Consider the following 23,316-nt stretch of genomic DNA (forward strand, 5'->3'; position numbering starts at 1 on the left):
TTATTGACCCAACTTCAGGCGAGCGGTCTCGCCACTGGTGAACGGAGCGACATCGACCGGCTGGCCGTTGTAGCTGACCTGCGCGCCACGGGCAACGCCCAGACGCACGGCAAACGGAGGCTTGCCAACGACAGACAGGCTGTCGCCCTTACGCTTGAGGCCGCTGTACAGCACTTTGCCGCTGCCATCGGTCACTTGAGTCCAGCAATCGGCGATGAACTGCACTTGAACCTGGCCTTGACCTGCGGCCGGAGCAACGGGCGCTGTCGGCGCGGGTGCAGCGACGGCCGGGGCTGCCGGGGCAGTGACGGTCGGTGCAGGCGTGGCCGGAGCGGCTGGCGCCGGATTCGCTGGAGCAGCAACCACAGGCGCCGGCGTATGAGCCGGTGCAGCCGGAGTAGCGGCTGGCGCAGCAGGTGCCGGAGCAACCGGTGCGGTGGCTGGAGCTGCAGCTTCGGTCTCGGCGCCAGTCGATTCAGCCGTGGTTTCCGATTGAGGCAGTGCCAGAGCGGTCGAGCCCTCGGCTTCGCCTTCCGCGACGGCCTGGTCTTCCGGCTCGTCGAGCGGATGAATCTGGGTGGTGCCGTCGGCGCCTTCGACTTCGACGTGCTCCGGGGCCAGGCCAATCAGGTCCTTGGTGCGCTGCGAAGTCTGATCCTGCCACCAGACGAATCCACCGCCGATGACCGCAATCAGCAGCAACAGGCTGACGATACGCAAAATGGTGTGGGAAACCCGTACCGGCTCTTCGATACGGCCCAGAGCGTGGACGTTGCTGCCCTGGGAATCGGTGCCGGTAGACTGATCGAATTGCTGGACCAGAACGGTCTGATCCATGCCGAGCAATTTGGCGTAGGCGCGAATGTAACCGCGAGCGAAGGTATGCCCGGGCAACTTGTCGAATGCGCCGGCTTCAAGATTGCTCAGGGAAGTCACGGTGAGGTTGAGCTTGAGGGCCACTTCGGCCAGCGACCAGCCATTGCTTTCGCGGGCCTGGCGCAGGGTCTCACCGGGGTTAACGCGATTCGCTGCTACAACTTCGGGATGCGCCGCTTTCATCATTGCTCCGACAGGTATTGCTGATATTCCGGCGTACCGGGATAGAGTCGTTTTAATTGCAGGCCCGCACTGGCGGCCTTGTCGCGATCTTCAAATACTTTTGCCAACCGAACGGCGAGCAACAGACTACGTGCATTTTGCTCGGAGAGCTGGCTGAAACGGTCGTAATAGTCACGCGCGGGCACATAATGCCTGTCTTCGAATGACAACTCAGCCATTTCCAGCAATGCCCGTGGCTGCTGACGGTTCAAACGCAGCGCTTTTTCCAGCTGCTGCTGCGCCAGATCACGCTCCCCAAGCTTCGCCGCCGTCATGCCGAGGTTCTCGAACACCCGCGAACGCTCAGGATACAGGGTATCGGCGGCCGCCTGTTCAAAACGCTCGTAGGCTTCCTTGTATCGCTGTTCTTCGTAGAGAAAACTGCCGTAGTTGTTGAGGATGCGCGCATCGGCGGGACGGGAGGACAAGGCTTTGCGGAAGTGTTCGTCAGCAAGCGCAGGTTCCATTTCAGCCTGGAACACCAGCCCCAGCGCGGCATTGGCGTCGGGATCCGAACCGTCCAGCTCCAGGGCCTTCTTCAATGGAACCTTGGCCCGCTCGGTCATGCCCTGCTGCAAGTATCCCAGCCCCAGCTGCACGTAGGCAGCCCGCGCTTCGTCACGGCCCTTGCTGGTCTTCATCGGGTTGTAATCGCCCGACAGGACACAACCAGCACACAGGCTGGCCAACAGCAACAGCAGCGCAAAGCGCAGGGACATAGAGATCCTCTCTTAGTTAGTGTTCGCGGCGTTCTGCGCCAGATCGCTGTCGGCGCTCAATTCGCGCACGGCGATGTAACGTTCGCTGCGACGGGTGCGATCCAGCACCTGCCCTACCAATTGACCACAAGCCGCGTCGATGTCTTCACCACGGGTGGTGCGCACGGTGACGTTGAAACCGGCCTGGTGAAGCTGATCCTGGAACCGGCGGATGGCGTTGTTGCTCGGCCGCTCGTACCCGGAATGCGGGAACGGGTTGAACGGAATCAGGTTGATCTTGCACGGAATGTTCTTCAGCAGCTCGATCATTTCCACGGCGTGCTCAAGCTTGTCGTTGACGTCCTTGAGCAAGGTGTACTCGATGGTCAGCACGCGCTTCTCGCCCAGTTCAGACATGTAGCGCTGGCACGACTCGAGCAGCATCTTAAGCGGATATTTCTTGTTGATCGGCACCAATTGGTTACGCAATGCGTCATTCGGTGCGTGCAGGGACAACGCCAGGGATACGTCGATGTGCTTGGCCAGCTCATCGATCATCGGCACCACACCCGACGTGGACAGGGTCACGCGGCGCTTGGAGATCCCGTAGCCCAGGTCATCCATCATCAGATGCATGGCGGCCACGACGTTGTCGAAGTTCAGCAGCGGTTCGCCCATGCCCATCATCACCACGTTGGTGATGGCGCGGTCGATGGTAGCCGGAACACTGCCGAAGGATTTGTTGGCAATCCACACCTGACCGATGACTTCGGCGGCGGTGAGGTTGCTGTTGAAGCCTTGCTTGCCGGTGGAGCAGAAACTGCAATCCAGGGCACAGCCTGCCTGGGACGAAACGCACAGAGTGCCGCGTTTGCCCTGGGGAATGTAAACGGTCTCGACGCAGCTGCCGGACGCCACGCGCACCACCCACTTGCGGGTGCCGTCGCTGGAAATGTCCTCGCTGACCACTTCGGGACCACGGACCTCAGCAACAGCCTTGAGCTTTTCGCGCAAGGCCTTGCTGACGTTCGTCATGGCGTCGAAATCATCGACGCCAAAGTGGTGAATCCATTTCATTACCTGACCGGCACGGAAACGCTTCTCCCCGATTGAGTCGAAGAATTTTTCCATTTCCGGCTGGGTCAGACCCAGCAGGTTGGTTTTAACAGTCGATGTCGTCATGGATTCACCTTCACTCTTAAGCCAATGCTTAGCGAGTGGTTACTTCAGTAGCTGCGAAGAAGTAAGCGATTTCGCGAGCAGCAGCGGCTTCGGAGTCCGAACCGTGAACGGCGTTGGCGTCGATCGATTCAGCGAAGTCAGCACGGATGGTGCCTGGAGCAGCTTCTTTAGGGTTGGTAGCGCCCATCAGCTCACGGTTGCGAGCGATGGCGTTTTCGCCTTCCAGAACCTGAACAACAACAGGACCCGAAGTCATGAAGGCAACCAGGTCGCCGAAGAAACCACGAGCGCTGTGCTCAGCGTAGAAGCCTTCGGCTTCGGCTTTGGACAGTTGCTTCAGTTTCGAAGCTACAACGCGCAGGCCAGCGTCTTCGAAGCGAGTGGTGATCTTGCCGATCACGTTTTTAGCAACGGCGTCAGGCTTGATGATGGAGAAAGTACGTTGAACAGCCATGGTGTAACTCCAGAAACGGTAATTTGCGAAAAATTAAACCCGCGAATTATACGCGGGTTCTTGGGTATTGCCTAACCTGCGAGGACGATCAGTCCAATTCATCAGCCCAGAGAGTCTGAACCGCCTCCAACACCTTCTCGCCAACACGACCAGAGGCATTGTCGAAATCCGGCAGTTCCTTGATCCACTGCTGCAATTCGACGAAGTTGACAGAATACGGATCTACACCCGGCTTGGCTTCCGCCAGCTCTTCTGCAATACGTTGAACATCATTCCAACCGTAGCTCATGACAGTCTTACCAGTCAGTGCGGCGCTTCGGCCGCATGGTTAAGCGAATATTTCGGAATTTCTACGGTGATGTCTTCTTCACCGACGATCGCCTGACAAGCCAGGCGCGACTGGGCTTCCAGACCCCAGGCACGATCAAGGAAATCTTCCTCCAACTCGTCAGCTTCTTCCAGCGAGTCAAAACCCTCGCGGATGATGCAGTGACAAGTGGTGCAGGCGCAGACGCCGCCGCAGGCGCTTTCCATCTCGATGTGGTGTTCGTGAGCCAGTTCGAGGATCGACGTGCCAGGCGCAGCGTCAACGACCATGCCTTCAGGGCAGAACTTCTCGTGGGGCAGAAAAATGACCTGCGGCATCAGATATCCTCGATTTCATTCAGATTGCGCCCCGACAGAGCGGCTTTCACCGTCTGATCCATACGACGGGCTGCAAAAGCATCGGTCACTTGCGACAGACGCTTGGTCTGCTGCTCGATGGCGTAGCCATCGGTGCCTTTCATCAGTTCGGTCAGTTCCTGCACCTGCAGATCGATGACCATGCGCTCTTCGGCGTCGAGCAAACGCTCGCCATCCGCCTCAAGAGCGCCCTGCACCGCTTCGATCAGGCGCTGAGCATCGACTTGCTGCTCGCGAAGAACGCGGGCGACCTTGTCGTCATTGGCGTGCTGGAACGAATCTTTCAGCATCTTGGCGATTTCGCCGTCGGTCAGGCCATAGGACGGCTTGACCTGAATGCTTGCCTCGACGCCCGAACCCAGTTCACGGGCAGAGACGCTGAGCAAGCCGTCGGCATCGACCTGGAAGGTCACGCGAATTTTCGCCGCACCGGCCACCATCGCCGGGATGCCGCGCAATTCGAAGCGAGCCAGAGAGCGGCAATCGCTGATCAGCTCACGCTCGCCCTGCAATACGTGGATCGCCATGGCCGACTGGCCATCTTTATAAGTGGTGAAGTCCTGGGCGCGAGCGACGGGGATGGTGGTGTTACGCGGAATCACCTTCTCCATCAGGCCGCCCATGGTTTCCAGCCCCAGGGACAGCGGAATCACGTCGAGCAGCAACAGTTCGCCGCCATCGCGCTTGTTGCCAGCCAGCGTATCGGCCTGGATCGCGGCACCGATGGCCACCACTTGATCCGGGTCGATTTCGGTCAGCGGCTGACGACCGAAGGCTTCGGCGACGGCTTCGCGAACACGCGGAACGCGGGTCGAACCACCGACCATGACCACGGCGTGCACGTCTTCCAGCTCGACGCCGGAATCGCGGACGGCGCGGCGGCAGGCTTTAAGGCTGCGGGCGACCATTGGCTCGATCAGCGCATCGAAGGCTTCGCGGGTCAGTTGCGCTTTCCAGTCACCGTAGGCAACTTCAACACTGTCAGAGTCCGTCAGGGCTTCTTTGGCGGCGCAGGCGGTTTGCAGCAGGCTGCGTTGTGCGCCCGGATCGAGGTCGGCGGACAAACCGGCGCTCTCGATGATCCAGCCGGCAATCGCATGATCGAAATCATCGCCACCCAGCGCACTGTCGCCGCCAGTGGCCAGCACTTCGAAGACACCGCCAGTCAGGCGCAGAATCGAAATATCGAATGTGCCGCCGCCCAGGTCATAAATCGCGACCAGGCCTTCGGCATGTTGATCCAGACCGTATGCCACCGCCGCAGCGGTCGGCTCGTTGAGCAGACGCAACACGTTCAGACCGGCGAGTTTCGCCGCGTCCTTGGTAGCCTGACGCTGAGCATCGTCGAAATACGCCGGAACGGTGATCACCGCGCCCACCAGCTCACCGCCAAGGGTGGCTTCAGCGCGCTGACGCAATACTTTCAGGATATCGGCGGAGACTTCGACCGGACTTTTCGGCCCCTGCACGGTGTCGATGAACGGCATGTGCGATTCGCCGCCGACAAAGCGGTACGGCAGTTGATCGCCCAATTGCTTGACGTCGGACAGACCACGCCCCATCAGGCGCTTGACCGACAGCACGGTGTTCAGGGGATCGGAGGACGCAGCCAGTTTGGCTGACTCGCCGACTTCGACGCGATCGGCGTGGTAACGCACGGCGGAAGGCAGGATGACCCGCCCTTCGGCATCGGCCAGCGGTTCGGAAAGACCACTGCGCAACGCAGCGACCAGCGAATTGGTAGTACCCAAGTCGATACCCACAGCCAGACGACGCTGGTGCGGTTGAGGACTTTGGCCGGGTTCGGCGATCTGCAGTAGGGCCATCGTGATCAGGACTTATCTGTATATCAGGCGTGCGACCGGAGCGGCACTGGGTTAATCGTCGAGGCGCTCTTCTAACTGGCGCACTTCGTAGGTGAGTTTGTCGAGGAACTGCATGCGCCGCATCAGGCGTTCGGCCTGTTCGCGCTGCGCTGCATCATCCCAACAGGCTGCGAAGCTTTCGTTGAGCTCTTCCTGGGCGGTTTTCAGGCGACGCTTGAACGCCGCGACACCGTCCAGGTCAGCACTGTCCTGCAGATCTTCGAGCTCTTCGCGCCATTGCATCTGCTGCAAAAGAAACTCGGGATCGTGGACGGTGACTTCCATCGGCACTTCATGCCCGCTAATGGCCAGCAGGTAGCGTGCACGCTGGGCCGGACTCTTGAGCGTCTGATAAGCATCGTTGAGCCGCGCAGACTGCTCGAGCGCCGACCGCTGCTCGCGCTCGGAAGCATCGGCAAAGCGGTCAGGGTGAACGCCGCGCGCCAGCTCGCGATAGCGCGTGGCCAACTGATCGAGATCCAGACGAAAGCCCGGTTGCAGCTCGAATAAAGCGAAATGACAAGGAATACCCACGACAAGCCTCAGATATTGAAGCTTTCGCCGCAGCCACATTCACCGCGTACGTTGGGGTTGTTGAACTTGAAGCCTTCGTTCAACCCTTCCTTGACGAAGTCGAGCTCGGTGCCGTCGAGGTAGGCCAGGCTCTTCGGGTCGATGATCACTTTTTCGCCGTGACTCTCGAACACCTGATCTTCTGCAACCAACTCGTCGACAAACTCCAGCACGTAGGCAAGGCCGGAACAGCCCGTGGTGCGAACACCCAGACGAATCCCTTCACCCTTGCCGCGCCCGTCGAGGGAGCGCCGCACGTGTCGAGCAGCCGCTTCTGTCATGCTGATAGCCATCGTTGACTCCTTACTCGTCGCCAAATCTTGAAAGTCAGATCAAGCCTTTCTTCTGCTTGTAATCGCGAACGGCCGCCTTGATGGCGTCTTCAGCGAGAACCGAGCAGTGGATTTTTACTGGCGGCAGGGCCAGTTCTTCGGCCAGCTGAGTGTTCTTGATGGTTTCAGCTTCGTCCAGGGTCTTGCCCTTCATCCACTCGGTAGCGAGGGAGCTGGAGGCGATAGCCGAACCGCAGCCGTAGGTCTTGAACTTGGCGTCTTCGATAACGCCCTGATCGTTGACCTTGATTTGCAGACGCATCACGTCGCCGCACGCCGGAGCGCCGACCATGCCGGTGCCGACATCAGGATCTTCCGCATTCATCTTGCCGACGTTGCGCGGGTTTTCGTAGTGGTCGATGACCTTTTCGCTGTAAGCCATGATTCTCAATCCTCACTCATCAGGGCCGCTCTTGAGACCCTGCAACTGCGCTGCGTAAACCGCCGCGTCGCTACAGGATCTGTATCCGGCGGCTTCTATATTTAGTGTGCCGCCCACTCGATCTTCGAGATATCGACGCCGTCTTTGTACATGTCCCACAGCGGCGACAGAGCGCGCAGCTTGGTAACGGCCTCGCAGACTTTCTGCGCGGCGTAGTCGATTTCTTCTTCGGTGGTGAAACGGCCGAAGGTGAAACGGATCGAGCTGTGTGCCAGTTCGTCGTTGCGGCCCAGGGCGCGCAGTACGTACGAAGGCTCAAGCGACGCCGAGGTGCAGGCCGAACCGGACGAAACCGCCAGATCCTTGAGCGCCATGATCAGCGACTCGCCTTCAACGTAGTTGAAGCTCAGGTTCAGGTTGTGCGGAACGCGGGCGGTCAGGCTGCCGTTGACGTACAGCTCTTCCAGGTGCTCGACCTGCTTGTAGAAACGGTCGCTCAACGCCTTGATGCGGACGTTTTCGGCAGCCATGTCTTCCTTGGCCACACGGAACGCTTCGCCCATGCCGACGATCTGGTGAGTCGCCAGGGTGCCGGAACGCATGCCACGTTCGTGACCGCCGCCGTGCATGGTCGCTTCGATGCGCACACGCGGCTTGCGGCTGACGTACAGCGCGCCGATGCCTTTAGGGCCGTAGGTCTTGTGAGCGGAGAACGACATCATGTCGACTTTCAGTTTCTGCAGGTCGATTTCGACCTTGCCGGTGGACTGAGCGGCGTCGACGTGGAACAGAATGCCTTTGGAACGAAGCAGCTCGCCGATGGCGGCGATGTCGTTGACGGTGCCGATTTCGTTGTTCACGTGCATCACCGACACCAGGATGGTGTCTTCGCGCAGCGCGGCTTCGATCATGGCCGGGGTGATCAGGCCATCTTCGGTCGGATCGAGGTAGGTGACTTCGAAACCTTCACGCTCCAGCTGGCGCATGGTGTCGAGGACAGCCTTGTGTTCGATCTTGGAGGTGATCAGGTGCTTGCCCTTGGAGGCGTAGAAATGTGCCGCACCCTTGATTGCCAGGTTGTCGGACTCGGTGGCACCGGAGGTCCAGACGATTTCACGCGGGTCGGCGTTGACCAGATCGGCCACCTGACGACGGGCGTTTTCGACGGACTCTTCGGCTTTCCAGCCGAACACGTGGGAACGGGACGCCGGGTTACCGAAGTTTCCGTCGACCAGCAGGCATTCACTCATTTTTTGCGCAACGCGCGGATCGACCGGGGTGGTCGCAGAGTAATCAAGGTAAATCGGCAATTTCATGGACTATCTCCTAAATCAGGCTGGCTGGCGTGCCGCTAGCTCTCTGGCTGTCATTCGACGGCGGACGCTTCAATCTTGTCCAGGCGCGGCGCCTTGCCATTGCAACGACGCTGATCCTGACGCTGGGCCACTTCCTGCACCTCACGGCGAGTTACGAGGTCGGCCAAGCTGATACCGCTGAGAAATTCGTGAATCTGCAGGCTCAGGTCGCACCACAGGTGATGGGTCAGGCAGGTGTCACCGGAGTGGCAGTCGCCCTGACCCTGGCATTTTGTTGCATCGACCGATTCGTTCACCGCATCGATCACCTGAGCCACCTGGATGCCCTGCATGTCGCGGGACAACTGGTAGCCACCGCCCGGACCGCGAACGCTGGAAACCAGGTTACTGCGGCGCAGCTTGGCGAAAAGCTGTTCGAGATAGGACAGGGAGATGCCTTGGCGCTCGGAGATATCGGCCAGGGACACCGGCCCGTGTTGCGCGTGCAACGCCAGGTCAAGCATGGCGGTCACGGCGTATCGGCCTTTTGTAGTCAGTCGCATGGACAATTACCACGGAGTTCGGAATGGGCGGGAGTATGCAATTCCCGAGCATTTAAGTCAACTATAAGACCTAGTGCTTTAGTCGGGTTTACCCGCAAAAGAGCGCGCGAATGATAGCAGGGTCTGCGGACTAATGGCACACCGGTCGGCAGCAGCCCTGCAAGTGCGTCAGTGGAGCTTGGATTCGTCCTTGCCCTTGACGCAGGCGAAGTCTTCTTCACGCAGCTCGGGCAGATCTTTCGCACAATAATTACTGCCCAGATCCTTCAGCGCGCCGCACATTCCCTCCAGACGTCCGTCCACCGCTTGCAGGTGATCGAGCAACTGGCCGATGGCGCGCGCCACCGGATCGGGCATGTCTTCACTGACGCCGTAGGCATCGAAGCCGATCTTCTCGGCCATCGCCTTGCGCTTGGCGTCAGCCTCGTCATCGGACTTGACGATGATCCGGCCCGGAATCCCCACCACAGTGGCGCCCGGTGGCACTTCCTTGGTAACCACGGCGTTGGACCCGACCTTGGCGCCGGCCCCCACAGTGAACGGACCGAGCACCTTCGCGCCCGCCCCCACCACAACGCCATCGCCGAGGGTTGGGTGACGCTTGCCCTTGTTCCAGCTGGTACCACCCAGGGTGACGCCCTGGTAGATCGTCACGTCATCGCCGATTTCAGCGGTTTCGCCGATCACGATGCCCATGCCGTGGTCGATGAAGAAGCGTCGACCGACCTTGGCACCCGGATGGATCTCGATCCCGGTCAGCCAGCGACCGAAGTTCGACACCAGCCGCGCCAGCCATTTCAGATCATTGCGCCAGAGCATGCCGGCCAGCCGATGAATCCAGATTGCATGCATGCCGGGGTAGCAGGTCAGGACTTCAAAAGCGTTACGCGCCGCCGGGTCTCGGTGGAATACGCTCTGGATATCTTCACGCAAACGCTCGAACATCATTAATCCTTCCGCTTAAGGAGCTCGCCACGGGCCGCTTTCTGGGTTTCCGTGAGGATGCCACGCAAAATATTCATTTCCGCCCGGCTGACCGAGCTGCGTCCGTACAACCGGCGCAGGCGCGCCATCAAGTGCCGCGGCTTTTCCGGATCGAGGAATTCGATGGCCACCAGAGTCTGCTCCAGGTGCTCATAGAACCGCTCCAGCTCATCCATGGTCGCAAGCTCTGCGCTTTTCACGGAGGCCACTTCTTCCTTCTCGATCTTCGTCGGCTGACCTTGTGCAGCCAGCCACGCCATGCGCACTTCATAGCTCAACACCTGCACCGCCGCCCCGAGGTTCAGCGAGCTGAACTCAGGATCGGAGGGGATGTGCACGTGATAGTGACATCGCTGCAGCTCGTCATTGGTCAGGCCGGAATCTTCACGACCGAACACCAGCGCGATTTCCGCGCCCTGCCCTGCCTCCTCGACCACTTTGGTCCCGCACTCGCGCGGGTCCAGCAATGGCCAGGGAATACGCCGGTCACGGGCACTGGTGCCAAGCACCAGATTGCAACCGACCAAGGCGTCTTCCAAGGTGGCGACGACTTGCGCGTTTTCAAGGATGTCACCGGCACCGGAAGCACGAGCATCGGCTTCGTGATGCGGAAAGACGCGCGGATCAACCAGCACCAAGCGCGACAGGCCCATGTTTTTCATGGCGCGCGCGGTCCCGCCGATGTTTCCCGGATGGCTGGTGTTGACCAGGACGACACGAATATTTTGCAGCACGGCGGGCGCTCTCGGACTCGGCAAAGGGGTGCAAATCTTACAGAACAGCCTACCGTTAAGCTATGAAAGCGAACAGCGACCTTCACCTGAAGAAAAGTTCTGATAGAATGCGCGGCTTTCTTTAACAACCTTAGGTGACACATCCATGCAGCCCATGCTGAATATCGCGCTGCGCGCCGCCCGCAGCGCCAGTGAACTGATCTTCCGCTCCATCGAGCGCCTGGATACCATCAAGGTCGACGAAAAAGACGCCAAGGATTACGTATCCGAGGTCGATCGCGCCGCCGAACAGAAAATCATCGACGCCCTGCGCAAGGCTTACCCGAATCACTCGATCATGGGTGAAGAGACCGGCCTGCACGCCGGCACCGGCATCGAAGGCGAAGAATACCTGTGGATCATCGATCCGCTGGACGGCACCACCAACTTCCTGCGCGGCATTCCTCACTTCGCTGTCAGCATTGCCTGTAAATACCGTGGTCGCCTGGAACACGCCGTTGTTCTGGATCCGGTTCGCCAGGAAGAATTCACCGCCAGCCGTGGTCGCGGCGCTCAACTGAACGGTCGCCGCCTGCGTGTCAGCGGTCGCACAAGCCTGGACGGCGCTCTGCTCGGCACCGGCTTCCCGTTCCGTGACGACCAGATGGACAACCTCGACAACTACCTGGGCATGTTCCGCGCCCTGGTTGGCCAGACTGCCGGCATCCGCCGCGCCGGTTCGGCAAGCCTGGATCTGGCTTACGTGGCCGCCGGCCGTTTCGACGCGTTCTGGGAGTCGGGTCTGTCCGAGTGGGACATGGCTGCTGGCGCCCTGCTGATTCAGGAAGCAGGCGGCCTGGTGAGCGACTTCACCGGCGGTCACGACTTCCTTGAAAAAGGCCACGTCGTTGCCGGCAACACCAAATGCTTCAAGGCAGTTCTGACGGCGATCCAGCCGCACCTGCCGGCCTCGCTGAAGCGCTAAGCGCTAAGCGCTTCGCGAAACCAAAAAAACACCCTTCGGGGTGTTTTTTTATGGGCATGAAAAAGCACCCCGAGGGGTGCTTTTCTTATAAGCCGTCAACCAGTCACTGGCCCGGCTCGTTCTGCGACAGGATCAGCTTGCCTTCCTTGTCGACCGGAATCTGGTTGCCCGGATCACGATCCATCCGCACCTTGCCTTCCTTGCCGTCCAGCGAATACCGGACGTCATAGCCCACGACCTTGTCGCTGATGTCATTCACCGTGTTACAGCGAGTCTGAGTCGTGGTGTAGGTATCACGCTCCTGCATACCCTCCTGAACCTTGTTACCGGCGTAACCACCACCGACTGCACCGGCCACCGTGGCAATCTTCTTGCCGGTGCCGCCGCCGATCTGGTTACCCAGCAGACCACCCGCCAGCGCACCGACCACGGTGCCGGCGATCTGGTGTTGATCTTTCACCGGCGCCTGCCGGGTCACTGTCACATCCTTGCACACTTCACGTGGAGTCTTGATCTGTGTTTTGACCGGTTCTACGGCCAGCACTTGCGCATACTCAGGGCCGCTTTTAACCAGGCTGTAGGTGGCAACAGCACCCCCGGCAGTCACACCGACAGCACCCAATACCGCACCAACCAGCAACGACTTGTTCACATGAACCTCCTGACCATCACATGCGGGACGCGCCCGCGCTTCTCCCAGCCTTGGAGCAAAAAAAAAGACGCGAGTTCAACTCGCGTCTTTTTTGACTGACAACCGGGAAAACGATGGCCGTTATGGACGGTCGTCGACTTCCTTCTCGGTGTTGACCGGCGGAATCAGGTCTTCCGTCGACAGGTTCAGCCAGATCAGCACCACGTTGGCGATGTAGATCGACGAGTAGGTACCCGCCAGAACACCCACCAGCAGCGCCAGGGAGAAGCCGTACAGGTTGTCACCGCCGAAGAACAGCAGTGCCGCGATCGCCAGCAAGGTCGAAACCGAGGTCGCGATGGTCCGCAGCAGGGTCTGGGTGGTCGAGATGTTGATGTTCTCGATCAACGTAGCCTTGCGCAGTACGCGGAAGTTCTCACGCACCCGGTCGAACACGACGATGGTGTCGTTGAGCGAGTAACCGATGATCGCCAGTACCGCCGCCAGCACCGTCAGGTCGAAGGTGATCTGGAAGAACGACAGGATACCCACGGTCACGATCACGTCGTGAATCAGCGACACGATGGCGCCGACCGCAAACTTCCACTGAAAGCGGAAAGCCAGGTAGATCAGGATGCCGCCGAGCGCCAGCAGCATGCCCATGCCGCCCTGGTCCCGCAGTTCTTCACCGACCTGCGGGCCGACGAACTCGACGCGCTTGACGGTCGCCGGGTTGTCGCCGCCGACCTTCTGCAGCGCTTCCGCCACCTGATGGCCCAGCTGCGGGTCTTCACCCGGCATGCGCACCAGCAGATCGGTGGTCGCGCCGAAGTTCTGCACCACGGCTTCGTGATAACCGGAAGAAACCAATTGCTCGCGCACTTTGGTGACATCGGCCGGACGCTCGTAGGTCAGCTCGATGAGCGTACCGCCGGTGAAATCCAGACCCCAGTTCATGCCCTTGTGGAACACACTGAAGATTGCCAGCAAGGTCAGAAATACGGTGACGCCGAACGCAAAGTTGCGGACGCCCATGAAGTTGATTGTACGTAACATGGCAGCCCCTTAAATCCACAACTTCTTGAAGTCACGACCGCCGAAGATCAGGTTGACCATCGCGCGGGTGACCATGATGGCCGTGAACATCGAAGTCAGAACCCCGAGGGACATGGTTACTGCGAAGCCCTTCACCGGGCCGGTGCCCATGGCGAAGAGGATGCCGCCGACCAGCAAGGTGGTCAGGTTGGCGTCGAGAATCGCAGTGAATGCCCGACCGAAGCCTTCGTTGATTGCACGCTGCACGGTCATGCCGGCGGCGATCTCTTCACGAATCCGCGAGAAGATCAGTACGTTGGCGTCGACCGCCATACCCATGGTCAACACGATACCGGCGATACCCGGCAGGGTCAGCGTAGCGCCCAGCAGCGACATCAGCGCCAGCAGCAGCACCATGTTCACCGCCAGTGCGACGGTGGCGATCAGGCCGAAGAAACGGTAGATGGCGATGATGAACAGCGAGACGAACAGCATGCCCCACAGCGATGCATCGATACCCTTGGTGATGTTGTCTGCACCCAGGCTCGGGCCGATGGTGCGTTCTTCAGCGAAGTACATCGGAGCAGCCAGACCACCGGCACGCAGCAGCAGCGCCAGCTCGGACGACTCGCCCTGGCCGTTCAGGCCGGTGATACGGAACTGCGCACCCAGCGGCGACTGAATGGTCGCCAGGCTGATGATCTTCTTCTCTTCCTTGAAGGTCTGCACCGCGACGTCTTTCTCGACGCCGTCGACCACTTGCTTGGTGTAAGTGGTGACCGGGCGCTGCTCGATGAAGATCACCGCCATGCTGCGACCGACGTTGCTGCGGGTCGCGCGGCTCATCAGCTCGCCACCGTGACCATCCAGACGGATGTTCACTTCAGGGGTGCCGTGCTCGCCGAAACCGGCCTTGGCGTCAGTCACCTGGTCACCGGTGATGATCAGGCCACGCTCGATCTGGGCAGGAGGACGATTGCCTTCGCGGAATTCGAAAGTTTCGGAAGTGGCTTTCGAAGCACCCGGCTCTGCAGCCAGACGGAACTCCAGGTTGGCCGTCTTGCCGAGGATACGCTTGGCTTCGGCAGTGTCCTGCACGCCCGGCAGCTCAACCACGATTCGGTTGGCGCCCTGACGCTGGACGATCGGTTCGGCAACACCCAGCTCGTTGACGCGGTTACGTACCGTGGTCAAGTTCTGCTTGATGGAGTATTCACGGATTTCCGCCAGCTTGGCCGGGGTCATCGCCAGACGCAGCACCGGTTGACCGTTGAGGTCGGCCGGAACAATGTCGAAATCGTTGAAATTCTTGCGGATCAGCGCACGGGCCTGTTCGCGGGAATCAGCATCACTGAAGCCCAGCTGAATGGCGCCATTGAGTTGCGGCAGGCTGCGATAACGCAGTTTCTCTTTGCGCAACAGGCTCTTGACGTCGCCTTCGTAGACTTTCAGGCGGGCGTCGAGGGCTTTGTCCATGTCCACTTCCAGCAGGAAGTGCACACCACCGGACAAGTCCAGACCCAGCTTCATCGGGTGCGCGGCCACGCTTCGCAGCCATTGCGGGGTGGTTTGTGCCAGGTTCAGCGCGACGACGTAGTCATCACCCAATGCCTTGCGGACAACGTCCTTGGCCGGCAGCTGGTCTTCAGCCTTGGTCAGACGGATCAGACCGCCCTTGCCGTTCGCAGCCAGGCTCGATGCCTTGACGTTGATCCCGGATTCCTTGAGCGCGGTGCTCACGCGATCCAGATCGGCCTGATTGACCTGCAGGGCCGTGCTGGCGCCGCTGATCTGAATGGCCGGGTCATCGGGGTATAGATTCGGAGCGGAATAAATCAGACCGATCGCCAGCACCGCCAGGATCAGAATGTATTTCCACAGAGGATATTTGTTCAGCATCACGCCGCCCGTTATGAACGCGGGGCGCCTTGCGCGCCCCGTCGATTGAGTAGAAGTTGGAACCTTAGATCGCTTTCAGCGTGCCTTTTGGCAGCGTGGCGGCGATGGCGCCCTTCTGGAACTTCATTTCCACGGTGTCGGAAACTTCCAGAACCACGAAGTCATCGGCCACTTTGGTGATCTTGCCGGCGATGCCGCCGGTGGTGACCACTTCGTCGCCCTTCTGCAGGCTGCTCAGCAGGTTCTTCTGCTCTTTGGCGCGCTTGGCCTGTGGACGCCAGATCATCAGGTAGAAGATGACCAGGAAGCCGACCAGGAAAATCCACTCGAAGCCGCCGCCCATAGGCGCTGCAGCCGGTGCAGCCGCGTCAGCCATGGCATTAGAGATAAAAAAGCTCATTTAGCACTCCAGTTGCAAATGTTGAATCTTGGGGTCAGAAAACTCAGTCCAAAGGCGGAACGGGAAGCCCGCGTTTGGCGTAGAAGGCATCGACAAAGGCGGCCAATGTACCCTGTTGAATAGCCTCGCGCAAACCAGCCATCAGCACCTGATAATGGCGCAAATTGTGGATGGTATTGAGCATGCTGCCGAGCATTTCGCCGCACTTGTCCAGATGATGCAGATAAGCGCGGGAGAAGTTCTGGCAGGTATAGCAATCGCAGGTCGGATCCAGCGGCGAATCATCATGGCGATGGAACGCGTTACGGATCTTCAGCACGCCTGTATCAATGAACAGATGCCCGTTGCGGGCATTACGGGTTGGCATCACGCAATCGAACATGTCCACACCGCGGCGCACACCCTCAACCAGATCTTCCGGTTTGCCAACGCCCATAAGGTAACGAGGTTTGTCAGCCGGCATCATGCCCGGCAGGTAGTCCAGCACTTTGATCATTTCATGCTTGGGCTCGCCCACCGACAGACCACCGATGGCCAGGCCGTCGAAGCCGATCTTGTCCAGGCCTTCCAGCGAGCGCATGCGCAGGTCCTGATGCATGCCGCCCTGAACGATACCGAACAGCGCCGCCGTGTTGTCGCCATGGGCATTCTTCGAACGCTGGGCCCAGCGCAGCGACAGCTCCATGGACACACGGGCCACGTCTTCGTCAGCCGGGTAGGGGGTGCATTCGTCGAAGATCATCACGATGTCCGAGCCCAGATCGCGCTGGACCTGCATCGACTCTTCCGGGCCCATGAACACTTTCGAGCCGTCGACCGGGGAGGCGAAGGTCACGCCCTCCTCCTTGATCTTGCGCATGGCGCCGAGGCTGAACACCTGGAAACCGCCGGAGTCGGTCAGGATCGGGCCTTTCCACTGCATGAAATCGTGCAGGTCGCCGTGTTCCTTGATCACTTCGGTACCCGGGCGCAGCCACAGGTGGAAGGTGTTGCCCAGAATGATCTCCGCGCCCGTGGCGACGATGTCACGCGGCAACATGCCCTTGACCGTGCCGTAGGTGCCCACCGGCATGAAGGCCGGGGTCTCGACGGTGCCGCGAGGGAAGGTCAGACGACCACGACGAGCCTTGCCATCGGTGGCAAGCAACTCGAACGACATACGACAGGTGCGACTCATACTGTTTCCTCTGGGCCGCGCGGCGCGGGATTACGGGTGATGAACATCGCATCACCGTAGCTGAAAAAGCGGTATCCGTTGTCCACGGCGGCTTTGTAGGCGGCCATGGTTTCCGGATAACCGGCGAACGCCGAAACCAGCATCAACAGCGTGGACTCGGGCAAATGGAAATTGGTGACCAGGGCGTCGACCACATGGAACGGCCGGCCCGGGTAGATAAAGATGTCGGTGTCACCGCTGAACGGCTTGAGCACGCCATCGCGGGCGGCGCTTTCCAGCGAACGCACGCTGGTGGTGCCGACAGCGATGACTCGACCGCCGCGCTCACGGCAAGCGGCTACGGCATCGACCACGTCCTGACCGACTTCCAGCCACTCGGTGTGCATGTGGTGATCTTCGATCTTCTCGACGCGCACCGGCTGGAACGTGCCGGCGCCGACGTGCAGCGTGACGAACGCAGTCTCGACGCCCTTGGCGGCGATCGCTTCCATCAGCGTCTGATCGAAATGCAGCCCCGCCGTCGGCGCCGCCACCGCGCCGAGTTTCTCGGCATACACGGTCTGATAGCGCTCGCGATCCGAACCTTCATCCGGGCGGTCTATATAAGGAGGCAACGGCATGTGCCCGACGCGATCAAGCAGCGGCAGCACTTCTTCGGCAAACCCCAGCTCGAACAGCGCATCGTGACGCGCCAGCATCTCGGCTTCGCCGCCGCCGTCGATCAGGATCTTCGAACCCGGCTTCGGCGACTTGCTGGAACGCACATGGGCCAGCACTCGGTGGGTATCGAGCACGCGTTCGATGAGGATTTCCAGCTTGCCGCCGGACTCCTTCTGCCCGAACAGGCGCGCCGGAATCACCCGGGTATTGTTGAACACCATCAGATCGCCCGGGCGCAAATGCTCCAGCAGATCAGTGAATTGACGGTGTGCCAGGGCGCCGCTGACCCCATCCAGGGTCAACAGGCGACTACCGCGACGCTCGGCCAAAGGATGGCGGGCAATCAGCGAATCAGGAAGCTCGAAGGTAAAGTCAGCAACGCGCATGATGGGGTTCGTCTAGCAGGGCCGGAAAGTCTAGCGGAAATATCGAAAATTGACCATGAAACGTGATTGACCAACGGTAGGCACCTCTCTATACTTCGCCGCCATTGAGCCCTGATGGCGGAATTGGTAGACGCGGCGGATTCAAAATCCGTTTTCGAAAGGAGTGGGAGTTCGAGTCTCCCTCGGGGCACCAAAATTAGAAAAGGTCTTGCTTAGCAAGGCCTTTTTTTTCGTCTGTCGGAAAGTGCCGCTGGCCCTCCGGCGAGATCTGACACAGGTTCACCGCATGGAAACGTCACTGGAAACCGTCGCCCTGTTCTCCCTCAAACTCGCCTACGAGGAAGAAGGCCTGAGCCCGATCCTGCGCGATGACATGGTCATGGGCGACTATCAGAAAGACGTGTTCGAACTGCTGGTGCGCCGGGGTGATGTCGAGACGATCCAGTTCAAGATGAACGAGTGCCTGGCGCTGGCGATGGATGCGTTGGGTGGCGTCGAGAAACCGTTGGGGCGGGAGCTGCACAAGTTGTCGACCGACTTCAGTGAGGCGCAGTCGCTGGAGCAGTTGGATCAGCCGCTCCTCGCGCTCAAGGGTTATTTGAAGGACATTCTTTAAGCTACGCAGATGAAGAAAGTGGCGCGCAGCTTCTATTTTGATATCTTGCCGTCCACTCGCCAGAGGCCTGTCAACCGCCTCTGTTATCGCGCACTCGGGAATGAACCAAAATGGATGCGGTGTTGTGCTTGCTGGTGATGGCTGGAACCTGGCTCTGGGTGGTGAAGCAACGGGGTGAGTGGAACCTGTTGCTGGCCAACTTTGCCGGCGCCGGAAGTGGCGTGGTTACCGGCATTGTGTTCACGCTGATTTACGACGCAGTCATTGGTACGTCAATGGCGACACCCAACCTGCATCGCAGTCTGGTGGTGTTCATCACCAGCGCGGGCGTTCTGGCGGGGGTATGGCTGTGGATTGCCAATCGCCGTCAACCCGAACATCCGGTTGCACGCCAGTTGCTCGGCGCGGTATGTGGCTTGGTCGCCGGCATGGCGACCCTGCTGTTTCTGGCGGTGAATTATTTCCCCCAGACGTGACTGGACGGCGTGACTGTTTTGCGGTCAGCGCCGAGCCTTCAACACCCGAATCTCAGTAGGAAACCCATCCGCCCCCACCAGTTTCTTCCAGCCCACATACTGAAACTCGCCCCGCTCATCGATGTAATCACCCTTCTCAACCGACCTGCCACCGACAATCGCCACGCGCTTTTCCTCACCACATCCGCCATCCGACGGCCGCACGGTGTAGATCACATACGGCTTCACATATTGCGTGGCACGAAAGTATTGGCCGCAGACTTCATCGACGGTAATCATCATGGTTTTCAGGCGTGCTTCGCCGTCCATGTCTTCGTGAAGTTTGAGGAAGGAGATTTCACCGACATCGCTGTAGCCGAGTGAACGGGCGCGCTGGTATTCAGGGGAGTTCTGGTGGGCGATCCGGCCTTGCTCGGCGGCCTGGTTCATTCTGTCGGCGAACTCGGCTTTGCCACGGGCAATCATCGCATCGGCCTCGGCCGCCACGTTTTCGCATTGAGCGAATTCCCCGGAGGCGAGGTATTGGGGAGGCAGGTTTGGGCGGTGCTCATTCATGCTCCCCTGGCTGTTCTCCAAATCGCCCATCACCTCAAAGGCGCCGGGCACGCGACCGCTCTGGACGTCGGCCATTTTTTCCTGCATGCGCTGACAATTGGCGAGGTAATACTTCCAGCTGTTTTCCGGGTGCTCTTTCCAGGCGGCGAATGCCGGGGTCATGGCGCTGGCGAAAGTGATTGCGCACAGCAGGCGTAGAGCAGGGGCGACTTTTGACATGAGTAGTCCATTACAGGAATCAGGAAAGTGGCGCGAAGCTACTATTTTGCTATCTTGCCGTCCAGTGTCGGCCCGGGAGCCATGGGCCTGACGAAACTGATTCAAAAGGAGGGGTGCGATGGATGCAGCGTTTTGTCTTTTAGCCTGGGTGACCATGTGGGTGTGGGTGGTCAAACATCGTGGCACCTGGAACCTGTTCCTCGCCAACCTGCTGGGCGCTGCCAGCGGCATGCTGGTAGGTCTGGTGGTCTCGGAGTTCTACATCGGTCTGTTCGGGTCGAGCCGTCCGCACGTAACCGGTCTGACGACCACATTGCTGGAAATGATGACGACCGCCGCGGCGCTGGTCGGCGTATGGATGCTGGTCGCCCGACGCTCGCAAGTCGAGCCCCTGATTGCGCGGCAGCTGCTGGCAGGCCTTTGCGGCACAGTGGCCGGCATTACCGCTCTGGCGTTTTTTGCGCTCAAGTGATCTGTATCGACACGGCGTGTGAAGGTTCTTGTGGCGCCAGAAATCTATTTTGATATCTTGCCGCCCATCTTTCAGTGCTCGTTATCGGAACGGCGCTGATATCCGGCTTCAGCAGGTTTAAGGAAAGGATCGAATGGAGTTTCTGCGTTTTCTGGCATTTGTCGCGGCCTGGGGTTTCATGTGGCGCTGGGTAGTGAAAAACCGCGGCAGCTGGAATCTGTTTTACGCCAACCTGGTCGGTGTAGCAGGCGGTTTCATTGTTTCGATGGTGGTGCTGGCGATCACTTTTTCATTGTTCCCGTCGGCGCATCGCTACGACGCCGCGCAGACTGAAAAGGTCGTGGCACAGCAGGAAGCCGAACCGACCTCGTTGCTGCCGGAAGCCGAGGCGGTTGCAAGCCCTGCTTCACTGAAAGACGCGCCGGTGTTCGCCGCTATCGAGCCGGACAACACACCCTCTCCAGCGGACTCCGCGTTGCTGCCGAATTACGCCAGTCGCGCGCCGAAGACGATGTCGGTGCAAACCGTGATCGACCAGAGTGACGATGAGGGGCGTAAGGCCCTGACAGTGCTGAGCAAAAAATTGCGCGCCGACGCGCAGGGCGACAAGTCGATGCTCGCGTATGTCATGTGCAGCCCGTTCGTGACCAGCACCTTGCGCTTCCCCGCGTCTGCCCGGTTTGCCGACAGCAAAAGCCTGACGCCGCAACGCTTCAAGGATCAGGTCTACACCTTCAGCAACACCGTCACCGCGCGGAACATGAATGGAGACGACGTGACCTACCGCTTCGACTGCTCCGTACAGGAACAGCCGAGAGTCGACGCGACACCTGCCGAATGGCGCCTGCTGGCGCTGAAGCTGGAAAAAACGGGCTCTTAAGCCTGGTTTAAGGGTTCGAGGCGCCGGCTGCGCTATCATCGCCGGCCTGTGCGCCTTGAGCTTTTCCCCCGATGCCTCCGACACCTGATGACCTGAGCCCGTTGCCTGCTGTTCTGGCCGGGCCACTGCTGCGCCGACTGGAACCGACGCGCGTAGTGCTTTGGCTGATCGGCAGCCGCGAGCTGTCGTTGACCTTGCGCCTGCAAGGCGTAGGAGACATTCCACTGAATGCGGGGAAATGCGCGGTCATTCCGGTTGGCAACCGGGCATTTGTTCACCTGATCGATGTCCCCCTCGAGACGGCCCTGCCCTGCGACACCCGCATCGACTACGACCTGTTGATCGATGGCCAGCAGCCCATCGCCGATTGGGCGCCACACCTGCTTTACGACAACGCCACCAGCCCGAACTTCGTCCTGCGTTCGCGCATCGACCAGTTGCTCCACGGCTCCTGCCGCAAGCCCCATCACCCGGCCGCCGACGGTCTGCTCTGCGTTGATCGGTTGCTGGCCGCCGAAACCGATCCGCAGCAACGTCCCGCCCTGTTGATGATGAGCGGCGATCAGGTTTACGCCGACGACGTGGCCGGACCGATGTTGCGGGCGATTCATGCCCTGATCGATCGCCTCGGTCTGTTCGGTGAGCACCTCGAAGGCGCGGTGGTCAGCGACAGCGCCAAACTCTACGAACACCCGGCCAGCTACTACCATCGTGCAGATCTGCTGCCGGCACTCGAAAGCAACGAGACATTGCGCGAGCGTTTCTTCGGCGGTGCGCGCAAGCCGATTTTTACCAGCAGCAGCGCCGACAATCACCTTGTGACGTTCGCCGAAGTCATGGCCATGTATTTGCTGGTGTGGTCGCCAACGCCCTGGACACTGGTCAATCCGCAGCCGCCGGCATTGACGCCGGAACGCCTCAAGCGCTATGCCCTCGAACAGACTCGCATCGACGGGTTCAAGGCCGGCCTCGGCCAAGTGGCCCGGGCATTGGCGCACTTGCCGAGCCTGATGATCTTCGATGACCACGACATCACCGACGACTGGAACCTGTCCGCGCAATGGGAGGAAACGGCCTACGGCCACCCGTTCTCCAAGCGCATCATCGGCAACGCGTTGATCGCCTACATGTTGTGTCAGGGCTGGGGCAATAATCCGGATGCATTCAGCGCAGTACTGGAGAAAACCCGAGGCCTGAGCGCCAGCGGTGACGACCGCTATCTCGACGCTCCCGCGCAGGACGAATTGATTGAGGATTTGCTGCGCTTTCAGCAGTGGCATTTCGTATTGCCGAGCAGCCCGGCGCTGGTGGTGCTCGACACCCGCACCCGACGCTGGCGCAGCGAAATGGCGCTCAAGCAACCGTCGGGCCTGCTGGACTGGGAAGCCTTGAGCGAACTGCAGCAGGAACTGCTCGACCACCCTTCGGCGATCATCGTTTCGCCGGCACCGATCTTCGGTGTGAAGCTGATCGAAACCGTGCAGCGAGTATTCAGCTGGTGCGGTTATCCACTGCTGGTGGACGCAGAAAACTGGATGGCCCATCGCGGCGCAGCCCAGGTGATCCTGAACATTTTCCGACACTCGCGTACACCGGGCAGCTACGTGGTGCTGTCAGGCGACGTGCATTATTCCTTCGTCTACGAAGTCCTGATCCGACACCGCAAGGCCGGCCCGCGCATCTGGCAGATCACCAGCAGCGGCATCAAAAACGAGTTCCCGCCCACCCTGCTGGAATGGTTCGACCGCCTAAATCGCTGGCTCTACTCACCACGCTCGCCGCTCAACTGGCTGACCAAACGCCGCCGCATGCGCATCGTCCCGTACGTGCCGGAACACGCCGAAGCGGGTGAACGGCTGTGGAATTCGGCGGGGATTGGTCAGGTGTTTTTCAATCAACAGGGGCAACCGAAAGACATCATCCAGCACAACGCGAACGGCGCACCGAAGACCCGGATGCTGGCGCCGGATTTGTCGGACTACCCTGATTAGAGAAATCTCACGTAGAGAGTGAGAGGGATGGCAGGCTCGTCGGAATCAGCTTACAGAAGGCACAGAAACGTCTCGATGAGACTTCGGTGATACTCACTACACCGCAGGCAG

At 59.9% G+C, this 23,316-nt stretch carries 27 protein-coding genes and 1 tRNA gene; 7 read left to right on the top strand and 21 right to left on the bottom strand.

Annotated elements, in window-relative coordinates; translation table 11 throughout:
- The 14 genes from EIY71_RS03220 to trmJ all read right to left on the bottom strand — a co-directional run bounded on the left by EIY71_RS03220 (position 1) and on the right by trmJ (position 10,844).
- Positions 1-1,059 carry a RodZ domain-containing protein gene (locus EIY71_RS03220; protein WP_085745312.1) on the bottom strand — a complete coding sequence of 353 codons (1,059 nt, stop codon included), beginning with the start codon at positions 1,057-1,059 and terminating at the stop codon, positions 1-3.
- Complete coding sequence (pilW, locus tag EIY71_RS03225) at positions 1,059-1,817, bottom strand: type IV pilus biogenesis/stability protein PilW (protein ID WP_085745313.1); 759 nt, start codon at positions 1,815-1,817, stop codon at positions 1,059-1,061. The genes EIY71_RS03220 and pilW overlap by 1 nt, the downstream gene beginning before the upstream one ends.
- A gap of 12 nt (positions 1,818-1,829) precedes the next feature.
- Positions 1,830-2,978: a 23S rRNA (adenine(2503)-C(2))-methyltransferase RlmN gene (rlmN, locus tag EIY71_RS03230; protein ID WP_007956683.1), complete on the bottom strand. Its 1,149-nt coding sequence runs from the start codon at positions 2,976-2,978 to the stop codon at positions 1,830-1,832.
- A gap of 28 nt (positions 2,979-3,006) precedes the next feature.
- Entirely contained in the window at positions 3,007-3,432 is a 426-nt protein-coding gene (gene ndk, locus EIY71_RS03235; protein WP_039765715.1) for a nucleoside-diphosphate kinase, read from the bottom strand.
- An 88-nt stretch (positions 3,433-3,520) separates the two neighbouring features.
- Complete coding sequence (iscX, locus tag EIY71_RS03240) at positions 3,521-3,721, bottom strand: Fe-S cluster assembly protein IscX (protein ID WP_085745315.1); 201 nt, start codon at positions 3,719-3,721, stop codon at positions 3,521-3,523.
- A 14-nt stretch (positions 3,722-3,735) separates the two neighbouring features.
- Complete coding sequence (gene fdx, locus EIY71_RS03245; RefSeq protein WP_007956685.1) at positions 3,736-4,077, bottom strand: ISC system 2Fe-2S type ferredoxin; 342 nt, start codon at positions 4,075-4,077, stop codon at positions 3,736-3,738.
- Positions 4,077-5,942: a Fe-S protein assembly chaperone HscA gene (gene hscA / locus EIY71_RS03250; RefSeq protein ID WP_085745316.1), complete on the bottom strand. Its 1,866-nt coding sequence runs from the start codon at positions 5,940-5,942 to the stop codon at positions 4,077-4,079. The genes fdx and hscA overlap by 1 nt, the downstream gene beginning before the upstream one ends.
- 51 nt (positions 5,943-5,993) lie before the next feature.
- Positions 5,994-6,515: a co-chaperone HscB gene (gene hscB / locus EIY71_RS03255; RefSeq protein ID WP_134020465.1), complete on the bottom strand. Its 522-nt coding sequence runs from the start codon at positions 6,513-6,515 to the stop codon at positions 5,994-5,996.
- Between the two features lie 8 nt (positions 6,516-6,523).
- Entirely contained in the window at positions 6,524-6,847 is a 324-nt protein-coding gene (iscA, locus tag EIY71_RS03260) for an iron-sulfur cluster assembly protein IscA (protein ID WP_134020468.1), read from the bottom strand.
- Positions 6,848-6,881: 34 nt separating this feature from the next.
- Complete coding sequence (iscU, locus tag EIY71_RS03265) at positions 6,882-7,268, bottom strand: Fe-S cluster assembly scaffold IscU (RefSeq protein WP_003227907.1); 387 nt, start codon at positions 7,266-7,268, stop codon at positions 6,882-6,884.
- Between the two features lie 101 nt (positions 7,269-7,369).
- The gene (locus EIY71_RS03270) at positions 7,370-8,584 is read right to left on the bottom strand and encodes an IscS subfamily cysteine desulfurase (RefSeq protein ID WP_007956689.1); all 1,215 of its coding nucleotides are present in this window, start codon (positions 8,582-8,584) and stop codon (positions 7,370-7,372) included.
- 50 nt (positions 8,585-8,634) lie between these two features.
- Positions 8,635-9,126, bottom strand: a complete 492-nt coding sequence (gene iscR / locus EIY71_RS03275; protein ID WP_007956690.1) for a Fe-S cluster assembly transcriptional regulator IscR — start codon at positions 9,124-9,126, stop codon at positions 8,635-8,637.
- A gap of 168 nt (positions 9,127-9,294) precedes the next feature.
- Positions 9,295-10,071, bottom strand: coding sequence for a serine O-acetyltransferase (cysE, locus tag EIY71_RS03280; RefSeq protein WP_007956691.1), 777 nt, complete (start codon positions 10,069-10,071; stop codon positions 9,295-9,297).
- A 2-nt stretch (positions 10,072-10,073) separates the two neighbouring features.
- On the bottom strand, positions 10,074-10,844 hold the full coding sequence (trmJ, locus tag EIY71_RS03285; protein WP_007956692.1) for a tRNA (cytosine(32)/uridine(32)-2'-O)-methyltransferase TrmJ: 771 nt from the start codon (positions 10,842-10,844) through the stop codon (positions 10,074-10,076).
- Positions 10,845-10,989: 145 nt separating this feature from the next.
- Here trmJ and suhB point away from each other — a divergent pair, with 145 nt between their 5' ends.
- Entirely contained in the window at positions 10,990-11,808 is an 819-nt protein-coding gene (gene suhB, locus EIY71_RS03290; RefSeq protein ID WP_007941397.1) for an inositol-phosphate phosphatase, read from the top strand.
- Positions 11,809-11,911: 103 nt separating this feature from the next.
- Here suhB and EIY71_RS03295 read toward each other — a convergent pair whose 3' ends face one another.
- The 6 genes from EIY71_RS03295 to queA form a co-directional block, all read right to left on the bottom strand.
- Positions 11,912-12,460, bottom strand: a complete 549-nt coding sequence (locus EIY71_RS03295; protein ID WP_007956693.1) for a glycine zipper 2TM domain-containing protein — start codon at positions 12,458-12,460, stop codon at positions 11,912-11,914.
- 120 nt (positions 12,461-12,580) lie between these two features.
- Entirely contained in the window at positions 12,581-13,495 is a 915-nt protein-coding gene (gene secF, locus EIY71_RS03300; RefSeq protein ID WP_007956694.1) for a protein translocase subunit SecF, read from the bottom strand.
- A 9-nt stretch (positions 13,496-13,504) separates the two neighbouring features.
- The gene (secD, locus tag EIY71_RS03305) at positions 13,505-15,373 is read right to left on the bottom strand and encodes a protein translocase subunit SecD (protein ID WP_039765691.1); all 1,869 of its coding nucleotides are present in this window, start codon (positions 15,371-15,373) and stop codon (positions 13,505-13,507) included.
- Positions 15,374-15,437: 64 nt separating this feature from the next.
- Positions 15,438-15,773, bottom strand: a complete 336-nt coding sequence (gene yajC, locus EIY71_RS03310) for a preprotein translocase subunit YajC (protein ID WP_007956696.1) — start codon at positions 15,771-15,773, stop codon at positions 15,438-15,440.
- Positions 15,774-15,816: 43 nt separating this feature from the next.
- Positions 15,817-16,932: a tRNA guanosine(34) transglycosylase Tgt gene (gene tgt, locus EIY71_RS03315; protein WP_161794909.1), complete on the bottom strand. Its 1,116-nt coding sequence runs from the start codon at positions 16,930-16,932 to the stop codon at positions 15,817-15,819.
- 14 nt (positions 16,933-16,946) lie between these two features.
- A complete protein-coding gene (queA, locus tag EIY71_RS03320; protein ID WP_134020471.1) occupies positions 16,947-17,996 on the bottom strand; it encodes a tRNA preQ1(34) S-adenosylmethionine ribosyltransferase-isomerase QueA in 1,050 nt (349 codons plus the stop codon).
- A 108-nt stretch (positions 17,997-18,104) separates the two neighbouring features.
- Here queA and EIY71_RS03325 point away from each other — a divergent pair.
- The 3 genes from EIY71_RS03325 to EIY71_RS03335 all read left to right on the top strand — a co-directional run bounded on the left by EIY71_RS03325 (position 18,105) and on the right by EIY71_RS03335 (position 19,088).
- Positions 18,105-18,189 (top strand) — tRNA-Leu (locus tag EIY71_RS03325).
- A 93-nt stretch (positions 18,190-18,282) separates the two neighbouring features.
- On the top strand, positions 18,283-18,612 hold the full coding sequence (locus tag EIY71_RS03330; protein ID WP_134020474.1) for a hypothetical protein: 330 nt from the start codon (positions 18,283-18,285) through the stop codon (positions 18,610-18,612).
- 110 nt (positions 18,613-18,722) lie between these two features.
- Positions 18,723-19,088, top strand: a complete 366-nt coding sequence (locus EIY71_RS03335) for a hypothetical protein (protein WP_134020477.1) — start codon at positions 18,723-18,725, stop codon at positions 19,086-19,088.
- Between the two features lie 24 nt (positions 19,089-19,112).
- On the opposite strand, the gene EIY71_RS03340 is transcribed toward EIY71_RS03335, so the two are convergent.
- Positions 19,113-19,862 carry a hypothetical protein gene (locus EIY71_RS03340; protein WP_085745328.1) on the bottom strand — a complete coding sequence of 250 codons (750 nt, stop codon included), beginning with the start codon at positions 19,860-19,862 and terminating at the stop codon, positions 19,113-19,115.
- A gap of 118 nt (positions 19,863-19,980) precedes the next feature.
- Here EIY71_RS03340 and EIY71_RS03345 point away from each other — a divergent pair, with 118 nt between their 5' ends.
- The 3 genes from EIY71_RS03345 (at position 19,981) to EIY71_RS03355 (ending at position 23,205) form a co-directional block, all read left to right on the top strand.
- Positions 19,981-20,334, top strand: coding sequence for a hypothetical protein (locus EIY71_RS03345; RefSeq protein ID WP_085745329.1), 354 nt, complete (start codon positions 19,981-19,983; stop codon positions 20,332-20,334).
- A gap of 133 nt (positions 20,335-20,467) precedes the next feature.
- A complete protein-coding gene (locus EIY71_RS03350; protein ID WP_085745330.1) occupies positions 20,468-21,214 on the top strand; it encodes a hypothetical protein in 747 nt (248 codons plus the stop codon).
- A 71-nt stretch (positions 21,215-21,285) separates the two neighbouring features.
- Positions 21,286-23,205, top strand: coding sequence for an alkaline phosphatase D family protein (locus EIY71_RS03355; protein WP_134020480.1), 1,920 nt, complete (start codon positions 21,286-21,288; stop codon positions 23,203-23,205).
- Positions 23,206-23,316: the final 111 nt, after the last annotated feature.

The organism is Pseudomonas sp. CH235 (assembly GCF_004368175.1).
Lineage (GTDB): Bacteria > Pseudomonadota > Gammaproteobacteria > Pseudomonadales > Pseudomonadaceae > Aquipseudomonas > Aquipseudomonas paraglycinae.

Bases quoted from the DNA above. Each gene is read 5' to 3' on its own strand.
- EIY71_RS03355 (WP_134020480.1), top strand. From the start codon at position 21,286: ATGCCTCCGACACCTGATGACCTGAGCCCGTTGCCTGCTGTTCTGGCC.
- EIY71_RS03270 (WP_007956689.1), bottom strand. From the start codon at position 8,584: ATGAAATTGCCGATTTACCTTGATTACTCTGCGACCACCCCGGTCGAT.
- EIY71_RS03345 (WP_085745329.1), top strand. From the start codon at position 19,981: ATGGATGCAGCGTTTTGTCTTTTAGCCTGGGTGACCATGTGGGTGTGG.
- secD (WP_039765691.1), bottom strand. From the start codon at position 15,373: ATGCTGAACAAATATCCTCTGTGGAAATACATTCTGATCCTGGCGGTG.
- iscU (WP_003227907.1), bottom strand. From the start codon at position 7,268: ATGGCTTACAGCGAAAAGGTCATCGACCACTACGAAAACCCGCGCAAC.
- secF (WP_007956694.1), bottom strand. From the start codon at position 13,495: ATGTTACGTACAATCAACTTCATGGGCGTCCGCAACTTTGCGTTCGGC.
- EIY71_RS03220 (WP_085745312.1), bottom strand. From the start codon at position 1,059: ATGAAAGCGGCGCATCCCGAAGTTGTAGCAGCGAATCGCGTTAACCCC.
- iscR (WP_007956690.1), bottom strand. From the start codon at position 9,126: ATGCGACTGACTACAAAAGGCCGATACGCCGTGACCGCCATGCTTGAC.
- EIY71_RS03350 (WP_085745330.1), top strand. From the start codon at position 20,468: ATGGAGTTTCTGCGTTTTCTGGCATTTGTCGCGGCCTGGGGTTTCATG.
- tgt (WP_161794909.1), bottom strand. From the start codon at position 16,932: ATGTCGTTCGAGTTGCTTGCCACCGATGGCAAGGCTCGTCGTGGTCGT.
- cysE (WP_007956691.1), bottom strand. From the start codon at position 10,071: ATGTTCGAGCGTTTGCGTGAAGATATCCAGAGCGTATTCCACCGAGAC.
- EIY71_RS03330 (WP_134020474.1), top strand. From the start codon at position 18,283: ATGGAAACGTCACTGGAAACCGTCGCCCTGTTCTCCCTCAAACTCGCC.
- EIY71_RS03340 (WP_085745328.1), bottom strand. From the start codon at position 19,862: ATGTCAAAAGTCGCCCCTGCTCTACGCCTGCTGTGCGCAATCACTTTC.
- iscX (WP_085745315.1), bottom strand. From the start codon at position 3,721: ATGAGCTACGGTTGGAATGATGTTCAACGTATTGCAGAAGAGCTGGCG.
- EIY71_RS03335 (WP_134020477.1), top strand. From the start codon at position 18,723: ATGGATGCGGTGTTGTGCTTGCTGGTGATGGCTGGAACCTGGCTCTGG.
- ndk (WP_039765715.1), bottom strand. From the start codon at position 3,432: ATGGCTGTTCAACGTACTTTCTCCATCATCAAGCCTGACGCCGTTGCT.
- iscA (WP_134020468.1), bottom strand. From the start codon at position 6,847: ATGGCTATCAGCATGACAGAAGCGGCTGCTCGACACGTGCGGCGCTCC.
- rlmN (WP_007956683.1), bottom strand. From the start codon at position 2,978: ATGACGACATCGACTGTTAAAACCAACCTGCTGGGTCTGACCCAGCCG.
- yajC (WP_007956696.1), bottom strand. From the start codon at position 15,773: ATGAGCTTTTTTATCTCTAATGCCATGGCTGACGCGGCTGCACCGGCT.
- hscA (WP_085745316.1), bottom strand. From the start codon at position 5,942: ATGGCCCTACTGCAGATCGCCGAACCCGGCCAAAGTCCTCAACCGCAC.
- fdx (WP_007956685.1), bottom strand. From the start codon at position 4,077: ATGCCGCAGGTCATTTTTCTGCCCCACGAGAAGTTCTGCCCTGAAGGC.
- queA (WP_134020471.1), bottom strand. From the start codon at position 17,996: ATGCGCGTTGCTGACTTTACCTTCGAGCTTCCTGATTCGCTGATTGCC.
- pilW (WP_085745313.1), bottom strand. From the start codon at position 1,817: ATGTCCCTGCGCTTTGCGCTGCTGTTGCTGTTGGCCAGCCTGTGTGCT.
- suhB (WP_007941397.1), top strand. From the start codon at position 10,990: ATGCAGCCCATGCTGAATATCGCGCTGCGCGCCGCCCGCAGCGCCAGT.